The organism is Trebonia kvetii, from assembly GCF_007827045.1.
In the GTDB taxonomy this organism is placed as follows: domain Bacteria; phylum Actinomycetota; class Actinomycetes; order Streptosporangiales; family Streptosporangiaceae; genus Trebonia; species Trebonia kvetii.
Genome location: NZ_RPFW01000001.1, coordinates 676,429 through 696,211, shown reverse-complemented (window position 1 = coordinate 696,211; position 19,783 = coordinate 676,429). Strand labels below are relative to the sequence as shown.

Here is a 19,783-nt window from a genome sequence, read left to right as displayed (position 1 = left end):
ATAGGTCTGCGGCCTTCGGCAAGAGCTTGGTTCCTCGCGGGACGTCGATCTGGGCGGTGGTTGCGCTTCTGGCCGGCGGGTACAGACCGTCCGGGATGGTCCGCAGTTCATCTGGCGGCGTTCGGCAGCGGATGTGCGCGGGCCGGTTCCCGTCACCTTCGCCCTAGCGGCGGTCGTGCGGGCGCCCCGGCATCACGGGGAGCCGGGCTGTGGCGGCAAGCCGAGGGCGGCCAGAGTTCAACGGGGGTACTCGTGCGTGTCATGGCAAGGATCAGCATGCCGGTTGAGTCAGGGAACCAGGCGATCAAGGACGGCACCCTGGGCGCGGTCATGCAGCGCGCCGCTGAGCGCTGGAAGCCGGAGGCCATGTTTTTTACGACCTTCGACGGGCAGCGGACCGCGTTCATGGTGTTTGACCTGCCGGACGCGTCCGGCATACCGCCGTTCGCGGAGCCGTTCTTCATGGAGCTGAACGCCAGCGTGGAGCTAGCCCCGGCGATGAACGGCGACGATCTGCAGAAGGGGCTGTCCCAACTCGGCTGAGCGCCCCGGGTGGATCACGCCGCGCGGAGATCTAAGCCGGTGGATGATTCTCCGCGCTTCGCGTGCCGCTTTCCGGGCGTCTTTCCGGGCGTCGCTCACTCTGATGATGAGCAGCGCCCGGATTGAGGCATAGGCTGCACACGCCCGCGGTCAACGACCAGGTCATGGTCATGGTCCCGGCACCTCAGCGTGCCAAGAGCGAGCCGGCATGCCCCTCCTGCCGTCACCGCAGTATTGAGCGGTGACGGCAGGAGGGTCCCTCTGCTAAGGTCTGGCGGTCCTTGGCCGGTGGGGCCGCGGCTTTGCGGTCACCTGTCGTCTTTGATCGTTGCGTCTGGCGTGAGGACGTCTTGCGTGAGGACAGTGTGCCCCTGGCCAGCGTGCACCCGGATGCGCTTGGCCTGTACGTCCGGCGCCTTGGGTACCAGGATCTGCAGCACGCCGTCCTGCACCGAGGCCTCGATCTTGTCCGCCTCGACGTGGCTGGGCAGGGTGATCGAGCGGCGGAATGCGCCGTAGTAACGCTCGGTCCGGTGCATCTTCTCCTCGGCGGAGTCGTGCGCGAAGCGCCGCTCCCCCTGGATCGTCAGCAGGCCGTCCTCGAAGGTGATCTCCAGGGCGTCGGCCTTGACGCCCGGAAGCTCGGCCGCCACCAGGTAGGCGTCCTTACGTTCAGATATGTCGACCGCCGGCGCCCAGGCCGCGGGGGCACCGCCGCTGGTGAACTGCTGGCCGGGCCGCCAGCCGTGTCCCCTGGTCGCCCGCAGCGTCTCATCCTGCGCGGCACGCAGGTCCTCGAACAGGTCCCAGGCTGTCATGACTGTCATGTCGTTCTCCCTTGCCTTTGGCCGGGCCAGAGGCCCGGCGGCCCGGAAGAACACCGCCTACGTGAACACTATTCACTTCCGAGCTACACTGTTCACTTTACATGAACAGTGTTCACAGTCAAAACGCGGTCAACCCAGGCAGGCATGGACAGTCAGCGAAAGGCCTGCGCAACGGGGCGCCGACCCTGCGCGGTTGTTCAGCCAGCGGATGGCGGATGAACTCGTAGCACGCCCGGGCGATAGCCTCGGGCAGCCGTTCCTACGGTTGCCTGGGGGCCGTGGGCGACATCACCGGATACGGCGTCCGCATGGGATGGATGGGCCGGAACGAGCAGGGTTAGCCGCGAGGCATCGTGAAACGTCCTTGCTCCCAGACATCTGGGCGCGCCGCTGAGCGTTGACGGCTGCCATCGCGACGCTCTGGTGAAGCTCGGCGATGCGCTCGGCCAGATCGGCGAGGGCATCGTCAACGTTGACTGTTTGCGAACGCCCGCTGTTGCGGGTGATGACGATGTCCGGATAGTCCTCATGCCAGGCGCGCACAGCCGTATCGCGGGTATTACGGTGCTGGCCGCCAGGCCCGGTTCCGCGCGCGGTCTCCACGTGCACGCAAGGGTCATCCCGTCGCAGAGCCGGAACAGCTACCCGCGGAACGGGCAAACTCGTCAGCGTCCTGACCGCCTCGGCCGGGGCGGATCTCCACGATGCACATAAGACAAGAATACGGCGGACCGGGCATGTTCCACGGCGGCGAAGCTGATCCGCTCCTGCTCCAGCCGGATCGCAGGCCCGAGGGTGCCGCCGACGAGATCGGTGTACAGCTCCTGCTCGTCCGGCGTCAGCAGGTCCAGAACGGCTCTCGTCGGTGTCGACTCCGTAACCCACTGGGCTTGGTGGGCAAGAAGCGTCTCCCGGTCCATAAGAATCGACCGGGCACCCGGGAAGCGATGGCGCAGCCGGTTCAGGATCGCGAACCCGTGCGTGTCGATGTCGCCCCAGTACACAAGCTCGAGCTCAGCGAGCCAGGCGAGCCTCTCGAGCACGTTGACCGCATACCCGTCCCCGAAGAGCACGATGGCATCCGGCGCGAGCGGGAACGCCAGGTAGGTGATCTCATTCTCGACGATGTAGGCGCGCGTAATGCCCGGCGGCCGGGCGGTGAACTCGTCGGCGCGGACCGCCATCTCGGAAAAGCGGGCACCCGGGACCGCCGTCCGCAGCCGGACGTAGGCCGGCTTGCGGGCGAAACCGTAGCGTCCCTCGAAGTCCGGGGCCGCCTGGTCGATCCTGGCCGGGTCGAGCTGGAGATCGAGCAGTTCGGCGAGCACGCGCCGGTTCTTTTCTATGAACTTCGTGTCGACGCCCGGCACGTCGACCTGGCGGACGTACATGCCGGGCCGCTCGCATTCGTCGATCCAGCGGACGGTGGCGAGCAGGCGCGGCCAGGCGTCGGCCAGGTCGAGCGCGCGTACCGGGCGGCGTTCGAGCCAGCTGACCACGCGCGGGCACTGGGCCTTCGCCTGGTCGGCCAGTTCGGTCAGCTTGCGGACCTCGCGCCGCGCGCCGAGCAGCTCCCAGGCCTGGTCGTAGCCGTCGAGCCAGGCGCGGGACGGGATCTGGTTGGTGCCGACGAGGCGGCCGCCGATCTTCTTGTACTCCACGCGCAGTGGTCCGCGCCCGGCCCGCTGCCACTGCGCGGCCCAGTCCTGAACGTCGGCGAGGCGCTCGCCGATCTCGGCGGGCCCCGGGCCGCGCAGCGGAACGTCGAGCGGCGCCCACGGCTCGCCGGTCATGAAGGCCGTCAGCAGTTCGGGCCACTTCCGGCGCACGGCCTCGCGCACGTCCGCCGGGCGGGTCCACGGCCTGCTCGCGACGGGCCGCCCCATCTCAGGCCACCGCGACCGGCGCGCCGAGGGCGCGGGTGATCCGCTCCGCCTGGTACTCCTCGATCGTCAGCGTCCGCAGCCGGGAGTAGCGGGACGTCGGGTTGTCGACGAACCCGACCGCGGACACGTGGGGCTCGATCACGTGGATCTTCTGCAGCGGCGTCACGATCAGCAGCTGCAGGCCGAGTCGCTCGAACAGCTCGAGCGCGAACCTGGTCGACTCGTCGGACCCGCGGCCGAACGCCTCGTCGATGACCACGAAACGGAAGGTCCGTGACTTGGGTGCGTCCCGTTCCAGCTTGAACTGGTAGACGAAGGAAGCCGCGAGGATCGTGTACGCGAGCTTCTCCTTCTGCCCGCCGGACTTGCCGCTCGAGTCGGCGTACGTCTCGTACTCGCTGTCGTCCTCGCGGAAGCGCTCGGAGGCCGTGAAGGTGTACCAGTTCCGCACGTCGGTGACCTGCCGCGTCCACTTCTGGTCGGCGTCGGTCAGCCCCTCACGGCCCTTGAACCGCTCGATGATCCGCTTTACCTGGAGGAACTTCTGCTCGGAGTACTGGTCGTCGGCGGCGGCGGAGGACACCGCGTCATCGGTGCAGGCCCGCAGGTCCGCGCGGAAGTCCCTGATCTCGACGTTCGGGGTCTGCTGCGGTTCTAGCCTGATGTACCGGCCCGCGTTGTAGTCCACGTCGTACAGGGACCTGTTGATCGTGTCGATCCGCTCCCTGATCAGGTCGGACTGGCGGATCAGCTGGGCCTGGAACTGGGCGATCTCGCGGATCGTGTTCTGGTTCAGGTACGTCTTGAACTGGTCCTGGAAGCGGGGCAGGTCGTCGTCCGCGAGCCGCTTGTGCAGCTCGCGGTAGCCGCCCGCCGCCTCGACGGCGCTGTCCAGCTCGGCGGTCTCGACCGGGTACGCGTTGCGGAAGCTGGTCATGGCCGAGGCGATCCTGCTGGCCAGCCGGGTCTTGCGGTCACCGACCTTGTCCGCGCGTGACATCAGTTCCCGCCCGGCGTTCGACTCGGCGCGGTCGCAAGCGCCGTGCTTTTCTGGCAGCGGCTGGCCGGCCGCTGCCAGCAGGTCTCCGATGGCGCCGAAGTGCGCCGCGGCCGCCTCCGCGGCGGGTTCGGCGAGGACCGCCCGGGCGCCGTCAAGCTCATCGGAAGCGTCGGACAGGGACTGCTCGGTTCGGCCGAGCTTGTCGCCCGCCTTCGAGCGCTCGTCGTCCGCGTCGCTGATCTGCCGCCGCACGGTCTCCAGGTCGGCGTCCAGCCTGGCCAGTTCGGTGGAGGCGGCGACCAGGCGCTCGCGCTCCCTGGTGAGCTCGACGATCCGGTTCACGGCCGACTGGTAGTCGATGTCGGCGAAGTCGCGGGTCTGCGCCAGCCCGGCGAGCACCTGCCCCTGCGTGATCGCGGCCTTCACCGCGGTCTCATGCCCGGCCAGCAGGCGGCCGGCCTCGGCGAGCCGGGCGGCGAGCGCCTCGGCCCGGGCGAGCAGCGCTCCGATCTTCCGCTCGTTGCTCCAGCCGAGCACGTACCTGCTGCGGTCGTCGATCCGGTAGCGGTCGTCCTTCTCGTGCCGGACACCGCCCTTGATCTGCCCGGCCTTGGTGACCGCCCGGGTCGTCCTGCGGAACTCGGCCATCGTCTCGACGCACTCCGCGTCCGCCCGGCCGGCGAGCTCCCGCTCCAGCCAGGCGGCGAACACGGTGTCCTTGACCTCGAGCTTGGCGGCCAGCGTGCCGCGGCCCGGCTCCGGCGGCGAGACCCGGCCGGCCAGCGCCGCCGCGGGTACCCGGTAGTAGACGATGCGCTCGCGCAGGTGATTGCCGTCGATCCAGTCGGACACCGCACGGTAGTGCTCGTCGGGCACGAGGACCGACAGGGCGAAGGAGTGCAGCAGCCGTTCCGCCGCGCCTTCCCAGTCGGACTCCTGCGGGCGCACCGCGATCAGCTCGCCGGCGAACGGCAGCGTGTCCGCCGCGAGCCGCAGCTCACGGCAGAGCTGGGCGCGCAGGTCAAGCTGGCGCTTGGGGATGTTGCTCTTGCGCTCGCGCAGGCTGCGCAGCTCGGCGTTCACCTCCGCCGCCTCGGCGTCCAGCTGCTGTTTCGCCACGCCCGCGGCCGTGAGGCCGCGCTGCGCGTCCGCGAGTTCGCCGTCCACCTCCGCGCGGGCCGTGTCGATCTGCCGGCGACGGGCGGCGAAGTGCGCCGCGGTCTCGACGGCTTCCAGGCCGGCTTGCTCCAGGAGCGCGCAGAAGTGCTGATGGCGGCTCATGCGGGCGTCACGCGCCTGGCCGGTCTCCCTGAGCTGCCGTTCTATGTCGCCGAGCTGGTTACCGCCGTGGCCGGCGCGGTCGACGTTGAGCCTGGTCTCCCGCTCCCGAAGGCCGGCCAGCCGTTCGTCTAGTCGCTTGCGGTGGACAGTAAGCCGCACCCGTTCCGAATCCAACTGGGTGAGCAACCCGTCGAGAAGGCGAGCCTTGTGATCGGCGAAGTAGTAGCGCAGCGCCTCGCGCTGGGCGCTCAGCGCGGCGATCTCGCCGGCCAGCCTGTCGTGGGTGTCGCAGTCCGCGAGCAGCGGGGTGAGCGCGGTGAGCTGCGCCTGGGCGCGCAGCACGGCCTCGTGCGCGCTGGTCAGGTGCTCGAAGTGGGCGACGATGTCCTTGGTGGCTTGGGCGGCGTTGAACGGTTCGAGCATGTGCTCGCGGACGAACTCGGTCAGGTTGCCGACCGACTTCATCGACACGGTCTGGTGGAACAGCTCCATGGCCTGTTCGGACTCGATGCCGAGGCGGCGGCGGAAGTCCCTGCCGTACTCGGGGAAGGCGTCATGCAGCCGGACGCCGTCGGCCGACTTGAGCCGCTTGCGCAGCCGCGCCATGTCCCCGCCGAACTCGAGGAAGTCACCGGCGATCGACAGCGGCGTGTCGGCGGTGACGTAGAAGCGGTCGGGCTGTCCGCCGACGTCGCCGTTCCTCATCCAGAAGACCTGCGCCAGGGTGACCGCGGCGTCGTAGCCCTCGTTGGTGAACACGCCGAGGATGACGCTGAACTTGGTGGCGTCGCGCAGCGCGATCGGCCTTGTGGTGCCGGTCGCCTCGTTCTGCTCCGACTTGTAGAAGCCGAGAACGTAGGAACGCAGCGAGCGCTCCTTGGCCTCCGCGCCCGCGGCCTTGTTGTAGGAGATCCGGTTCGCGGGCAGCAGCAGCGTGGTGACCGCGTCCACGATCGTGGACTTGCCCGAGCCGATGTCGCCGGTGACCAGCGTGTTGCGGCCGTCGGCGCGCAGCGTCCAGACCAGGTCGTCGAACGTTCCCCAGTTGCGTACCTCAAGGCGGGACAGCCGGAAGCCGCTCAGTGGTTGACCGGACGTCATTCGTCGCCCTCCAGCAGGCTCGCGTAGTCAGCCAGCCGCGCGTCGAAGTCGGCGAGCCACTGGCCGTCGATGAACGCCTTCAGGACCCGGCGGACCTCATACGTCTGGTCGCCGTTCTTCGCCGGGCGAAGGAAGCCGAGCTGCTCCGCCTTGTTGATGTGCTCGTCTATCTTGTCGTGCAGGCGCGCCTCGTTGCTCGTCGCCGGGAGGAAGACGCGGATCATCTCCACGATCTGCGCGCGGGTCATCATCAGCCGGGTGTCGCCGCCCTGGGCGTCGAACTCCGCAAGCTTCTTCCTGAGCAGTGCGAGCAGCAGGCTGACATGGAAGGACAGCGAACGGCGCGGGATGAGCCTGGGCAGCGGATCGGTCTCCGCCTCGTCGGCGGGGCGCTGCCGGAGGAACGCGTACCCCTCGGCCTCGTCGATGACGACCTGCAGGCCGAGCACCTCGACGTAGTCCCTGACGTGCGGCTGAAGCTGGAGCAGCTGCTTCCAGGCCCGGTCGTGCGTGTCACGGTAGACGACGCCCTTCATCAGGGGGATGACGGCGGACGGCAGGTCGGGCTCTGTCATGACGCGCTCTCTATTGCGGAACGGGTGAAGGTGACTCGCGGCAGCGACGCGGTTCTCCGCTTGCCGTCGAGGCCTGTCCAGCTGACCTGTTCGGAACTGGCGTCGTCGTAGACGATCGTGAAGGCGTCATCGCGCAGCGACAGGTAGGCGACGAGTTCCGCGGCGCCGTGGGTGAGGGGGCTGCTGCCGACCAGGTCCGCGAGGCCGACCTGCGGAGCCCGCCGCAGCGCGGCGCGGACGTTGCCGCGCAGCGGGCCTGGATCGACGTAGACCTGCTCGAATAGGGCAGCGGGATCGCTCTCGTCATCGCTGCCCGCGGGCCTGATGGGGTCGCTGTCGATGCGCGGCTTGCGGACGGGGGTATACAGCGGCCGTTCCATCGGGAGCCTGACGTCCGGCGCCGGGGCGTCGAGCTCCATCGTGAGATCGACCCGGGACTCGTCGCGCAGGCTGAGCGCGCGGGCCTCGATGCCTCGCAGCAGGTCGATCACTCGCCGGTTCTCGAACCACACCTGGTCATCGAGGAACCTTCTCAGCTGCTCGGACAGCTGCCGCACCGTCGCCTGGGCGGCCTCGGCGGCCTGCAGCCAGTCATGGTGCACGTGCCGCAGCCTTGGGTCGCTGTCGGCGTTGCCGGACAGCCGGTGCACCCGGTCAAGCAGGTCCGACAGCTCCTCCTGCCGTGACCGCGACAGCAGGAAGTCATGGAACGCCTGGAACGACCGGCCCTGATCGGAACCGGTGATCGACTCCCGGCTGCCGAGAATGTCGTCGAGCAGCTCTCCCTTGCCGCCCTGCCAGCCGGCGACCCGCTCCCGCAGCTGCCTGTCGAGCTTGCGGAAGTTCTCCTCCACCTGGCGGAAGTCGGCGAGCAACTCCCGCGCGGTCGCGGCGAACTGCTGGTATCGGTCGCGGACGCCGCTCGGGTCGAGCATGGTCGCCTCGCCTGCCTCGATGCGGGCGATCTCGTCCTCGAGCGTGCGCTGCTGGCGCCGCAGCTCCTCGATCTTGGCCGCCGGGTCCGCCTCGGTGCCGAAGACGATCTGGCGGAGCAGGTCGAAGACCGTGTTCAGCCGGGACTCGGTGCCGACGAAGTCGCGTTCCTGCAGGCCGCGCACCCATTGCAGCGCCCGTTCCACCGCCGGGGTCGCGTCGAAGTGCGGCTCGTCGCTGCCCTCGGGGTAGTACTTGCGCAGCCAGCCGGACTCCGGCGCGGCCCAGTCGTCTAGGTATGCCCTGGCGGGCTTGGGGAAGCTGTGCGGCGCCCGCTCGTTGCGCGCGTAGAGCTCATCATCGAGGCGGCTGGCCAGCTCGGCGGCCGGGATGGAGCGGACGTTCTCCTCGACGAAGACCCGGTGCAGGAAGCTCAGCACGAGCGGCGCGTTGTCCGCGCGCAGCAGCCGCCACGCCGGGCTGTTGCCCCGCAGCCAGGCGATCTCTTCGAAGCCCATGGGCCTTGTCATGCGGCTCATCGTAGGGGCGAGGCACGACATTCCGTCTGCCCTTCGGCTGTCCGGCACCTCTCGTCTCCGCCCACCAGCCAGCCTTGACCCCTCCGCTCACCCGGGTAGACGATGTTGTGGTCAGCGCAGGCATCCAACGGGGGGTTGTGAGCATGCCAACGTACGTATCTTTGATCCACTGGACCGACCAGGGCATCAGGAACTACAAGGACACGACGAGTCGCGCGGAGGATTTCACCAAGCTCGTCGAAAATAAGGGCGGCAGGGTAAGGGAACTGCTCTGGACGGTCGGCGAGTACGACCTCGTGGCCGTTGCGGACTTCCCCGACGATGAAACGGGGACGGCGGCTCTGCTCCAGGTAGGGTCTCTCGGCAGCATCCGTTCAAACACGATGCGGGCCTTCAGCGCCGACGAGATGACCAGCATCATCGGGAAGACAGGCTAGATAGGCGACGCGGACGGTAAAGCAGTCACCTGCAACCGTTCGGGCTGACGGGGAAGAGTAACGGCCGCGTCGGCGCGGTGACGGGACTGCCGCAGGAACGGAGACCTTGCGGCAGCCGTGCCGGCGCAGGATCAGGTTTCCCTCGCGAGAACTGAGAAAGACACCGGGCATGGCAGGAATCCGGGTAGGCACGGCGGGGTGGACCGACAAGTCACTGATCGATTCCGGCTGGTATCCGGCCGCCGATGCCGGCAACCCGGAGAAACGGCTTAGGTACTACGCGAGCCAGTTCCGGCTTGTCGAGGTGGACTCCGCGTACTACGCGCTGCCCGCCGAGCAGACCGCGGCAGCCTGGGCGGAGCGGACTCCTGGCGGCTTCACCTTCAACATCAAGGCGTTCAGCCTGTTCACCCAGCATCCCACCGCGGTGCGAGCACTGCCGAAAGAGCTGCGGGAGGCCGCGGGCAAGTCGGGCAAGGAGCGGGTCTACCTGAAGGACGTCGACCAGCAGGTGACCGAACAGGCCTGGGAGCGCTTCCTCGCGGCGCTCGAGCCGCTGCGCGCGGCGGGCAAGCTCGGTGCGATCCTGTTGCAGTTCCCGCCCTGGTTCCCGATCTCGCGCGCGAACAAGGCTTACATTGTGAGCTGCGCGGAGCGCGTCGCGCCGCGGCGGGTCTGCGTGGAGTTCCGCAACCGCACCTGGATGACCGAGGACAACCAGAAGGAGACGCTGGACTTCCTGTCCGCCCATGACCTCCCTTACGTGTGCGTCGATGAGCCGCAGGGCTACCCGAACTCCATACCGCCGGTGCTCGCCGCCACCAGCGACCTGGCCGTCGTCCGCCTGCACGGTCACTCGGACCACTGGGAAAGCAACGACATACAGCAGCGTTTCCGCTACCGCTACAGCGACAAGGAACTGAAGGAATGGGCCGGCCAGGTGCGGCGGCTTGCCGGCGACGCAGCCGAGACCCATGTGGTATTCAACAACTGCTACCGCGACTACGCCCATGTCAACGCCCAGGAGCTACAACGCCTGATCGGCGCTCCCTAGTGGGCAGGCTCCTCGTCCGCGGTGACGGCGCAGACCCGGAACCGGCACGGAGCTTTCCTCGTCTAATTCTCGACCGGTGAATCGGGCGAAGGGATGACGCCATGCGGCTGCGGACAGGCGTGCTCCTGGTCGGCGTGTCGACTGTGGCGGTGGCCTGCGGCGGCACGGGACCGCAGGCGCCCGGGACTGTCGCGGGAACGTTCGAGGGGGTAGGCGGTCCCGCGGTCATCAAGAACGGGATACCGCAGACCCCGGTGTTCCCGCTATCCGGCACTGTCACATTCACGGACGCCGCCGGGCATGCGACGCTCTTCACGATCGGCGCGGCCGGCACGTTCAGCGTGCGGCTCGCGGCTGGGACCTACAGCGTGTCGGGGCGAACGCCGTCGGTCGCGGAGGCGAACAAGGATGGGAGCACCACCCCGATCCCGTGCTCGCTGCCGCGGCCCATCCAGGTGCGCCCGAGCCGGACGACAAGGATCACCATCATCTGCTCGTATTCGTGAGGTCTCAGCCGGGCAAGGAATAAGAAATGCATTATCCCGAACGGGTGCTCCTTACTCCCCCGCTCACACCGAAACTCTTTCGCACTTGATTGCCCCTGATTTGGGCTCGTGCGGGTAGAGGAATGGCGTCCCGACCTTGCCGCGGCTGAGACGGGCAGGTCAACGCCCGGCGCGTGGTTGCCTGCCGGCGACCGGCCCGCGATCACCACCCTGGCCCCGTCGCCCAGGCAGCGGCGGGCTACCGCCAGGCCCATTCCCGAGCTGCCGCGAGAGCGCGGTTGTAACGCAACGCCCGTTTTGTCACATACCTGTCATCCGGCAGAAAAGCCCCCGAATCAGCGCAAGCAGACCCTGGTGCCAATTATCTGTCGCTCGACAGATATTGAGGCCAGCTAGCCATCCAGGGGCAGCCATGACGTCCACCACGGAACCAACAGCAAAACCAGTCGAGCACGCCGACCTAGAACGCTTCGGATACTCACAGGAGCTGCACCGAAGGGTCGGCAGCTTCGCGTCCTTCGCCGCCGGGTTCTCCTACGTCTCCATCCTCACCACCGTCTTCCAGCTGTTCTTCCTCGGCTACGGCTTCGGCGGGGCGGCGTTCTTCTGGACGTGGCCGGTCGTGTTCGCCGGCCAGCTGCTTGTCGCGCTGAACTTCTCCACGCTCGCCGCGCGCTTCCCGATCTCCGGCGCGATCTTCCAGTGGTCGTCCCGGCTTGCCGGGCAGACGTTCGGCTGGTTCACCGGCTGGGTGATGATCATCGGTCAGATCCTCACCGTGGCCGCGGCGGCCATCGCGCTGCAGGCCGTGCTGCCGTCCATCTGGTCCGGCTTCCAGCTCCTGGGCGGTGACTCCTCGCCCACGTCGGCGACCGGCGCGCAGAACGCGGTGCTGCTCGGCGTCATCCTGCTGGCGGTCACGACCACGGTCAACATCATCGGCATCAGGCTGATGGCGATCATCAGCAGCGCGGGCGTCGTGCTGGAGATCCTCGGCGTCATCGCGATCGTGATCGCACTGTTCACGCACACCAAGCGCGGCCCGTCGGTGCTGCTGCACTCCACCGGCGCGGCCGCGACTCCCGGCTCGCCCTACATCTGGGCCTGGCTGGCCTCCGGGCTGATGGCCGCCTACGTGATGGTCGGGTTCGACTCCGCGGGCGAACTGTCCGAGGAGACCCACGCGCCGCGCCGCATCACGCCGCGGACCATCATTCGGGCGCTCATCGTGTCCGGCGTCGGCGGGGCGCTGCTGCTGATCGCCGCGCTGATGGCCGCGCCCAGCCTCACCGACGGCAACCTCGCCACGGTCGGCCTTCCGTATGTGGTCGAGGCGGTCTTCGGCGGGACCGCCGGGCGGATCATCCTGGCCGACGTCGTGATCGCGATCATCGTCTGCACGCTGGCCTGCCAGACCTCAGGGGCGCGGATGATGTACTCGATGGCCAGGCAGAAGGCGCTGCCGTTCCACGCCGTCCTCGGCAAGGTCTCGCCGCGCACGGGCACGCCGATCGTCACCTCGCTCGTCGTCGGCGTCGGTGCCGCCCTGGTTCTCGTCGTCAACCTCGGGCAGACCGCCGTGTTCACGGCGCTGTCCAGCCTGTGCATCGCCATGCTGTACCTCGGCTACCTGGGCGTCACCGCGCCGCTGCTGCTGCACCGGTTCCGGGGCGCCCGCGGCGACAAGAGCGCCGCCATTGAAGAGGGGACCGACGAGCACGGCAAGCGGCTGTTCAGCCTCGGCAAGTGGGCCATCCCCGTCAACGTGGTCGCGGTCGTCTACCAGGTCCTCATGATCGTGAACCTCGCCTGGCCGCGCATGGCCGTCTACGACCTGACCGGCCACACCTGGTGGCTGCAGTGGAGCGCACCGCTGTTCATCGCCCTGACCCTCGTGGTCGGCTACCTGGTGCACCTGCGGCTGCGCGGCGGCAAGGTGCACATTCCGCACGCCTGGCTGCACCACTCCGCCGCGGAACCAGCAATGGCAGCCGAGCCGGCGGCGGAAGGCGCCTGACGCATGGCGACCGTGGCCTCGGAGCACGACACGGAAACGGTCGCCCTGGCCCGCGCGGACGCGCGGGCGCAGGGCGGCCGGGCCGCCGACGCGATGCCGTACCTGCCGGCGAGCAGTACCCCCTACCCCCCGCAAGGTGTGGACAAGGAAAAACTAACCTGGGCGGAGACCGTCGCCGGCGGCAACTACACGCACCTTGTCGTAGCAAAAGGCACGCGAATAAGACTGACGGACGTCACCGGCGAGGCGTGCGCGCACGTCCTGCTCTACAACGCCCTCGAGCCGTGGGAGCGGCTCAACGTGGCCGACACTGTCAAGATCCCCTGGCAGGCGTACCTGACCACCAAGCATCCGCTCTTGTCGGGCGACGGCCGCGTCCTCGCCACGATCGTCAATGACGATTCACAACAGCACGACGCCTTCTGCGGTACGAGCACGGCCGCCGCCAACCAGGCGAAGTACGGCGACTCGGCCCCCCAGGGCCCGAGCCCGTCCGGCCGCGAGCTGTTCACCCTGGCGGCGGCCAAGCACGGCCTGACGAGACGCGACCTCCCGCCGTCCGTCTCGTTCTTCAAGGGCGTGCGCGTACAAGAAGACGGCAGCGTGGAGTTCACCGGCAGCGCCGGACCAGGCAAGGCCGTCGACCTGCTCGCCGAGCTCCCGCTGATCGTCCTCATCGCCAACGTCCCGCACCCGGCCGACCCGCGCCCTGCGTACACCTGCGGCCCGCTGCGCGTGCACGCGTGGCGATCAACGCCGACGACCGCGCAAGACTCGCGTCACGATGCCTCACCCGAGGCCCACCGCGCCTACCTCAACACCGCCGCCTACCTGACCGCGAGGGGACTGTGAACATCCTCGATCCGGCGAACTACGCCGACGGCACCGTGCTCGACCTGGCAGGCCCACTCGTCGACGGGAAAGTCGTGCTAGACGAGATCGTCCCGCCCCGCGCCCCCTGGTCCGCGGAAGTAAAGCACGGCGACATCCTCACCATCGTCGACGTCGGCGGCAACCAGTCCGCCGACTGCCTGCTCTACAACGCTCGCGACACAACCGAGCGGTACAGCGTGCCGGACACGATCGCCTGGTCGGGCAACATCTACGTGCGCACAGGCACTGTCTTGCGGTCCAGCGAGGGCAACCCGCTGGCCACCGTCGTCGCCAACGAGATCGACCGGCAGGACACGATCGGCGGCGCTTGCGGCAAGGAGTCCAACACCCTCCGCTACGGCCATCACACGGCGTCCGAACACGGCTGCCGGGAAAACTTCCTCGCCGAGGCGGCCAGGTACGGCATGGGCGCCCGCGACATCGTGTCCAACCTCAACTGGTTCATGAACGTCCCCGTCGAGGCCGACGGCACCCTCGGCATCGTGGACGGCATCTCCGGGCCTGGCAAGCGGGTGGCGTTCCGCGCCGAGATGGACATCCTCGTCTTGGTCTCTAACTGCCCGCAGATGAACAACCCGTGCAACGACTTCAACCCCACGCCGCTGCGGATGATCGTGACGGCGGGGCCAGTGTGACGGACTGGGCATTCGACAGCGTCCTCGTCGCCAACAGGGGCGAGATCGCCCGCCGCGTCATCCGCACCGCGCGCCGCCTCGGCCTGCGCACGGTCGCGGTCTACTCGGAGGCCGACGCCGCCGCGCCGCACGTCCGCGAGGCCGACGAGGCGGTACTCATCGGAAAGTCAAGACCTCAAGATTCCTATCTGAACGGTTGTCGGATCCTCGCCGCCGCCAACTCCGCTGCCGCCGGTGCCATTCATCCCGGCTACGGCTTCCTGTCGGAGAACGCGGACTTCGCGCGCCAGGTGGAGGAAGCGGGCATCGCCTTCGCCGGCCCCGCGCCCGCGCACCTGGCGGCATTCGGCGCCAAGCACACCGCCCGCGAGCTCGCCCGCGCCGCAGGCGTCCCGATGATGGCGGGCACCGGCCTGCTCGCCTCGATAGAAGAGGCAGTCGCCGCGGCCGGTGAGATCGGCTACCCCGTCATGGTCAAGGCGACCGGCGGCGGTGGCGGCATCGGCATGCTGGCCTGTCACGACGCGGCCGGGGTGGCCGACGCGTTCGCCCGGGTGCAGCGGCTCGCCGCCGCGAACTTCGCCACGGCCGGCGTCTTCCTCGAGCGGCTGGTGCGCGACGCCAGGCACGTGGAGGTCCAGGTCTTCGGCGACGGCACCGGTCAGGTCGTCGTGCTCGGCGACAGGGACTGCTCACTGCAGCGCCGCAACCAGAAGGTCATCGAGGAGGCCCCGGCCCCCGGACTGCCGCCGTCGGTGCGCCGCCGGCTGCACGAGGCGGCACGGGAGCTAGCCGCCTCGGTCGGCTACCGCTCGGCGGGCACCGTCGAGTTCGTTTACGACCCGGAACGCCAAGAGGCGTCGTTCCTCGAGGTGAACGCGCGGCTCCAGGTGGAGCACCCGGTCACAGAAGAGGTGTACCGGGTCGACCTGGTCGAGCAGATGCTGCGGCTGGCAGGCCGGGGTCCCGACGGCGTCGCGGAGTTCATGGCGGCGCGCCACGCGCCTCGCGGCCACGCGGTCGAGGCCCGTGTCTACGCCGAGGATCCCAATCACGGCGGCCGCCCGAGCCCGGGGCTAGTCACCTCCGTCTCCTGGCCGGCGCGAGCAGCGGACCTACTGGCAGCCGCGGACGCGGTGGCAGCCACGGACGTCCGGGTAGACGCCTGGATCGAGGCGGGCCTTGAGGTTTCCCCGAGCTACGACCCGCTGCTCGCGAAGGTCATCGCGGCGGCTGGCGACCGCGAGCAGGCGCTTGACCGCCTCGGCGTGGCGCTCGCGGAGACCCGGGTCGACGGCGTCGTCACGAACCTGGGGCTGCTGCGCGCGGCCCTCGCGCTCCCGGAATTCCGGTCCGCCGTGCACTCGACCTCGACGCTGAACGAAGTCACCGACCCGGAGCCGCGCATCGAGGTGCTTGCGCCCGGCGCGATGACGACCGTGCAGGACTGGCCGGGGCGCCTCGGGTACTGGCAGGTCGGCGTGCCGCCGAGTGGCCCGATGGACGAGGTGTCGCTGCGCGAGGCCAACCTCGCGGTCGGCAACCCCGAGGGCGCACCGGCGCTTGAGTGCGCCGTGACCGGCCCAGCGCTGAAGTTCTCCCACGACACGATCGTGTGCCTGGGCGGTGCGGTGTCCACCGCGTCGCTCGACGGCCGGGGAGTCCCTTGGTGGGAACCGTTCACCGTGCCGGCCGGGGCGACCCTGTCCATCGGCGCGATCGGCGGGCCTGGGCTGCGATGCTACCTGGCCGTGCGCGGCGGCTTCGACGTACCGTCCTACCTCGGCAGCGCGTCGACGTTCACGCTCGGCAGGTTCGGCGGGCACGCCGGGCGTGCGCTGGCGGCAGGCGACGTCCTGCGCGCCGGCGACGACTCCCACGCCGCGACGCCGGCGCCGACACCGCAGCACCGGCGTCCCGCGATCGTCGCGGACTGGGAGATCGGGGTTACCGAGGGACCGCACGCGGCACCCGAGTTCTTCACCAGGGCCGGCATCGACGAGCTGTACGCAAGCAGCTATACCGTGCACCACAACTCGGCGCGCACCGGCATCCGGCTCATCGGGCCGCGCCCGTCGTGGGCACGCGAGGACGGTGGCGAGGCCGGGCTGCACCCGTCCAACATCCACGACGTCCCCTACGCGGTCGGCGCGCTCGACTTCACCGGGGACACGCCGATCATCCTCGGCCCCGACGGGCCGAGCCTCGGCGGTTTTGTCTGCCCGGCGGTCATCGCCAGCGGCGAGCTGTGGAAGACGGGACAGCTGCGCCCGGGCGACACCGTGCGCTTCGTGCCGGTGCGCGAGGCGGACGCGGCGTCGCTGCGCGACCGGCGCGCGACCCCGGTGCTCGCGCGCACCGGCGGCGACGGCGACGACGGCATCCTGGCCAGGCGCGACGCCGCGCCGGCCGGGCCGGGCACGCCGGCCGGGCTAGCGGGGTCAGGTACGCCGGCCGTGGTCTACCGCCGCGACGGCGACGACAACGTGATCGTCGAGTACGGCGATCCCGTTCTCGACCTGGGCCTGCGGATGCGGGTGCACGCCCTGCAGGAGGCGCTGGCCGCCGAGGCCGTGCCGGGAATCATCGACCTCACCCCGGGCATCCGCTCTCTCCAGATTCACACCGACGCCGCCCGGCTTCCGGCAAGGTCCCTGCTCCCGCTTCTGCAACGCCTAGAGTACGAACTCCCTCCGACAAACGAGCTCCGCGTCCCGTCCCGTACGGTGCGGCTGCCGCTGTCCTGGGACGACCCGGCGACCCGGCTCGCCATCGAGCGGTACATGCACGGCGTCCGCTCCGACGCGCCGTGGACCCCGTGGAACATCGAGTTCATCAGGCGGGTCAACGGGCTCGCGACGCCGCAGGACGTGCGGGACATCGTGTTCGCCGCGCGGTATTTGGTGCTCGGGCTGGGCGACGTGTACCTGGGCGCGCCGGTGGCCACGCCGGTCGACCCGCGGCACCGGCTGGTCACCACCAAGTACAACCCGGCGCGGACCTGGACGGCGGAGAACTCCGTCGGCATCGGCGGCGCGTACCTGTGCATCTACGGCATGGAGGGGCCAGGCGGCTACCAGTTCGTCGGGCGGACGACCCAGGTGTGGAACCGGTACCGTCGCGCCGGGCTGTTCGCCGAGCAGCCGTGGGCGCTGCGCTTCTTCGACCAGATCGAGTGGTACCCGGTCAGCGCGGAAGAGCTGCTCGACCTGCGCGCCGAGACCGAGGCCGGGCGCGGGCACGTCGAGGTGACCGACGGCTGGTTCGACTACGGCTCGTACCAGCGGTTCCTGACGGCGGACGCGGCGTCCATCGCGGCGTTCCGCGCCAGGCAGTCGGCGGCGTTCGCCGCGGAGAAGGAGCGGTGGCGTGCCGCGGGAGAGTTCGATAGGGCCGAGAGCGATCCAGGCCCCGACCCCAGCGGCACGGAAGAGACGGTGCTGGTACCTGCCGGTGCGACCCCGGTAACCGCGCCGTTCATAGCCAGCGTCTGGCAGGTTGACGCCCGCCCCGGGATGCGGGTAGCGAAGGGCGACAAGCTCGCGGCTCTGGAGGCCATGAAGATGGAGACGATCATCACCGCGCCGCACGGCGGGACCGTCGCGGAGGTCTACACCGCTCCAGGGAACCAGGTCACGGCGGGCCAAGTGCTGCTCGCGCTGATCCCGGACCGGCTTGGCGGGGGAGAGCGATGAGCGCCGTCGCGCGAGTCGCGGGTGCCTACGACGCCATCGAGGCGGCCGGCCGGCCAGAAGTCTGGATCACGCTGCGCCCGGCGGCCGACGCGCTGGCCGAAGCGGAAGCGGTTGACGCCAGGACTGCCGCCGGCGAGCGGCTGCCGCTGGCCGGCCTGGTCGCGGCGGTCAAGGACAACATCGACGTGGCCGGGCTACCCACCACGGCGGGCGCGCCGTCTTACGAGTACCTGCCCGCCGAGGACGCCACGGCAGTCGCCCGACTGCGGGCCGCCGGTGCGGTCGTGCTCGGCAAGACCAATCTCGACCAGTTCGCCACCGGGCTTGTCGGCACCCGCAGCCCGTACGGCACGGTCCGCAACGCCTGGGACCCGGAGCGGATCTCCGGCGGCTCCAGTTCCGGTTCGGCGGTCGCGGTCGCGCTCGGCCTGGTCGATTTCGCCCTCGGCACCGACACGGCGGGCTCCGGACGGGTGCCCGCCGCGCTGAACGGCATCGTCGGGGTCAAGCCCACGCGCGGCGTCATCCCCTGCACCGGCGTGGTGCCCGCGTGCCGGTCGCTTGACTGCGTGACCGTGTTCGCGCGATCGGTGCCGCTGGCGAGGCGGGCGGTCGCGGTGATGGCGGGCCCAGATGGGGTGGACCCGCTGGCGACACTGCTCGGCAGCGGACCGCGCGGCGGCTGGCGGCTCCCCGCTACCCGTGCCGGTGCCGGTGCTGGTGGTGGTGCCGACACAGACGCAGACGCCCGCGCCCGGGCGGACGCCGGCCAGGCCCGCATCGCAGTCCCGCTGCCGGCTCAGCTCGCCGGCCTGGCGGACGGCTGGGCGGAGGCGTTCGAGTCAGCTGCCGCGCGCTTGCGATCAAGCGGCGCCGAGATCGTTACCGTCGACATCACGCCCCTGCTTGAGGCCGCGAGCCTGCTGTACGGCGGGTCGTTCGTCGCCGAGCGGTACGCGGCGGTCGGCGGTCACGTCCGCGAGCATGCCGAACTGATCGGCGGCGACCTGGACCCGGTCGTCGCGACGATCATTCTCGACGCCGCGAAGCACGACGCCGTCGGCTACTTCGCGGACCGGGAGCGCCTCGACCGGCTCGCCGCGCGAGCCGCAGGCGCCCTTGACGGCTGCGATGCGCTGCTTACCCCGACGACCACGCTGCACCCCACCATCGCCGAGGTGCAGCGCGACCCGGTCGGCGTCAACGCGCAGCTCGGGACCTACACGAACTTCGCGAACCTGCTCGACCTCGCGGCCCTTGCCGTGCCAGCGGGGACAGTCAGCGGGCTGCCGTTCGGCATCATGCTGACCGGCCCGGCCGGCAGCGACGCCCGGCTCGCCGAGATCGCCGCCACCGCCGAGCCGGGAGAACGCCACGACGAGCCCGACGTTGACCTGCTTGTCGTCGGCGCGCACCTGCGCGGCCAGCCGCTCAACCATGAGCTGCTCGCGGCGGGCGGCAAGCTCCTGGGACCGGCCCGCACCGTGCCCTGCTACCTGCTGTACGCCCTGGATACGCAGCCGCCCAAGCCCGGCCTCGTCCGGATCGGGCAGCCGCCCGCGGCGGACTCAGGGCCGCAGCGCGCGGGTGATGCCGGTGCGTCGATTGCCGGCGAGTTGTGGCGGCTGCCCCCGGTGGGCTTCGCCCGCTTCATGGCGGGCCTGGCTGCCCCGATGGCGATCGGCAGGGTCGCCCTGGACGATGGCCGTGACGTGCTCGGGTTCCTCTGCGAGCCCGCGGCGGTGCGCGGCGCCACCGACATCACGTCGTACGGCAGCTGGCGTGCCTGGCTCGGCCGGGACAGCAGGGGCGGGCCGGCCTGAGACGTGTACCGGCTCACGACGGGGGCTCTGCGATAAT

At 69.8% G+C, this 19,783-nt stretch carries 15 protein-coding genes; 9 read left to right on the top strand and 6 right to left on the bottom strand.

The window, feature by feature from the left end:
* Window positions 1–261 precede the first annotated feature (261 nt).
* Window positions 262–543 carry a hypothetical protein gene (locus tag EAS64_RS02925; RefSeq protein ID WP_222848946.1) on the top strand — a complete coding sequence of 94 codons (282 nt, stop codon included), beginning with the start codon at window positions 262–264 and terminating at the stop codon, window positions 541–543.
* A 308-nt stretch (window positions 544–851) separates the two neighbouring features.
* Here EAS64_RS02925 and EAS64_RS02920 read toward each other — a convergent pair whose 3' ends face one another.
* The 6 genes from EAS64_RS02920 to EAS64_RS02895 all read right to left on the bottom strand — a co-directional run bounded on the left by EAS64_RS02920 (window position 852) and on the right by EAS64_RS02895 (window position 8,676).
* On the bottom strand, window positions 852–1,370 hold the full coding sequence (locus tag EAS64_RS02920) for an Hsp20/alpha crystallin family protein (protein ID WP_145851146.1): 519 nt from the start codon (window positions 1,368–1,370) through the stop codon (window positions 852–854).
* A gap of 288 nt (window positions 1,371–1,658) precedes the next feature.
* Window positions 1,659–1,979, bottom strand: a complete 321-nt coding sequence (locus EAS64_RS43240) for a peptide chain release factor-like protein (protein WP_187365653.1) — start codon at window positions 1,977–1,979, stop codon at window positions 1,659–1,661.
* Window positions 1,980–2,035: 56 nt separating this feature from the next.
* The gene (locus tag EAS64_RS02910; RefSeq protein ID WP_145851144.1) at window positions 2,036–3,256 is read right to left on the bottom strand and encodes a DUF3322 domain-containing protein; all 1,221 of its coding nucleotides are present in this window, start codon (window positions 3,254–3,256) and stop codon (window positions 2,036–2,038) included.
* A gap of 1 nt (window position 3,257) precedes the next feature.
* Entirely contained in the window at window positions 3,258–6,638 is a 3,381-nt protein-coding gene (locus EAS64_RS02905) for an ATP-binding protein (RefSeq protein ID WP_145851143.1), read from the bottom strand.
* Window positions 6,635–7,213 (bottom strand): DUF4194 domain-containing protein, encoded by a 579-nt coding sequence (locus EAS64_RS02900; protein ID WP_222848945.1) that lies wholly within the window; start codon window positions 7,211–7,213, stop codon window positions 6,635–6,637. The genes EAS64_RS02905 and EAS64_RS02900 overlap by 4 nt, the downstream gene beginning before the upstream one ends.
* Window positions 7,210–8,676 (bottom strand): DUF3375 domain-containing protein, encoded by a 1,467-nt coding sequence (locus tag EAS64_RS02895; RefSeq protein ID WP_246115496.1) that lies wholly within the window; start codon window positions 8,674–8,676, stop codon window positions 7,210–7,212. The genes EAS64_RS02900 and EAS64_RS02895 overlap by 4 nt, the downstream gene beginning before the upstream one ends.
* 152 nt (window positions 8,677–8,828) lie before the next feature.
* On the opposite strand from EAS64_RS02895, the gene EAS64_RS02890 reads away from it, so the two are divergent.
* From EAS64_RS02890 to EAS64_RS02855, 8 genes are all read left to right on the top strand, one after another.
* Entirely contained in the window at window positions 8,829–9,122 is a 294-nt protein-coding gene (locus EAS64_RS02890; protein WP_145851142.1) for a GYD domain-containing protein, read from the top strand.
* A 169-nt stretch (window positions 9,123–9,291) separates the two neighbouring features.
* Window positions 9,292–10,176 (top strand): DUF72 domain-containing protein, encoded by an 885-nt coding sequence (locus EAS64_RS02885; RefSeq protein ID WP_145851141.1) that lies wholly within the window; start codon window positions 9,292–9,294, stop codon window positions 10,174–10,176.
* Between the two features lie 101 nt (window positions 10,177–10,277).
* Window positions 10,278–10,682 carry a hypothetical protein gene (locus EAS64_RS43235; protein ID WP_187365652.1) on the top strand — a complete coding sequence of 135 codons (405 nt, stop codon included), beginning with the start codon at window positions 10,278–10,280 and terminating at the stop codon, window positions 10,680–10,682.
* Between the two features lie 412 nt (window positions 10,683–11,094).
* Window positions 11,095–12,699 carry an APC family permease gene (locus tag EAS64_RS02875; protein WP_145851139.1) on the top strand — a complete coding sequence of 535 codons (1,605 nt, stop codon included), beginning with the start codon at window positions 11,095–11,097 and terminating at the stop codon, window positions 12,697–12,699.
* Between the two features lie 3 nt (window positions 12,700–12,702).
* A complete protein-coding gene (locus tag EAS64_RS02870; protein WP_145851138.1) occupies window positions 12,703–13,551 on the top strand; it encodes an urea amidolyase associated protein UAAP1 in 849 nt (282 codons plus the stop codon).
* Window positions 13,548–14,228 (top strand): urea amidolyase associated protein UAAP2, encoded by a 681-nt coding sequence (locus EAS64_RS02865; RefSeq protein WP_145851137.1) that lies wholly within the window; start codon window positions 13,548–13,550, stop codon window positions 14,226–14,228. The genes EAS64_RS02870 and EAS64_RS02865 overlap by 4 nt, the downstream gene beginning before the upstream one ends.
* Entirely contained in the window at window positions 14,225–17,923 is a 3,699-nt protein-coding gene (gene uca, locus EAS64_RS02860) for an urea carboxylase (protein WP_145851136.1), read from the top strand. Before EAS64_RS02865 ends, uca begins: the two co-directional genes overlap by 4 nt.
* A complete protein-coding gene (locus tag EAS64_RS02855; protein ID WP_145851135.1) occupies window positions 17,920–19,746 on the top strand; it encodes an allophanate hydrolase in 1,827 nt (608 codons plus the stop codon). Before uca ends, EAS64_RS02855 begins: the two co-directional genes overlap by 4 nt.
* The last annotated feature ends 37 nt before the right edge of the window (window positions 19,747–19,783 follow it).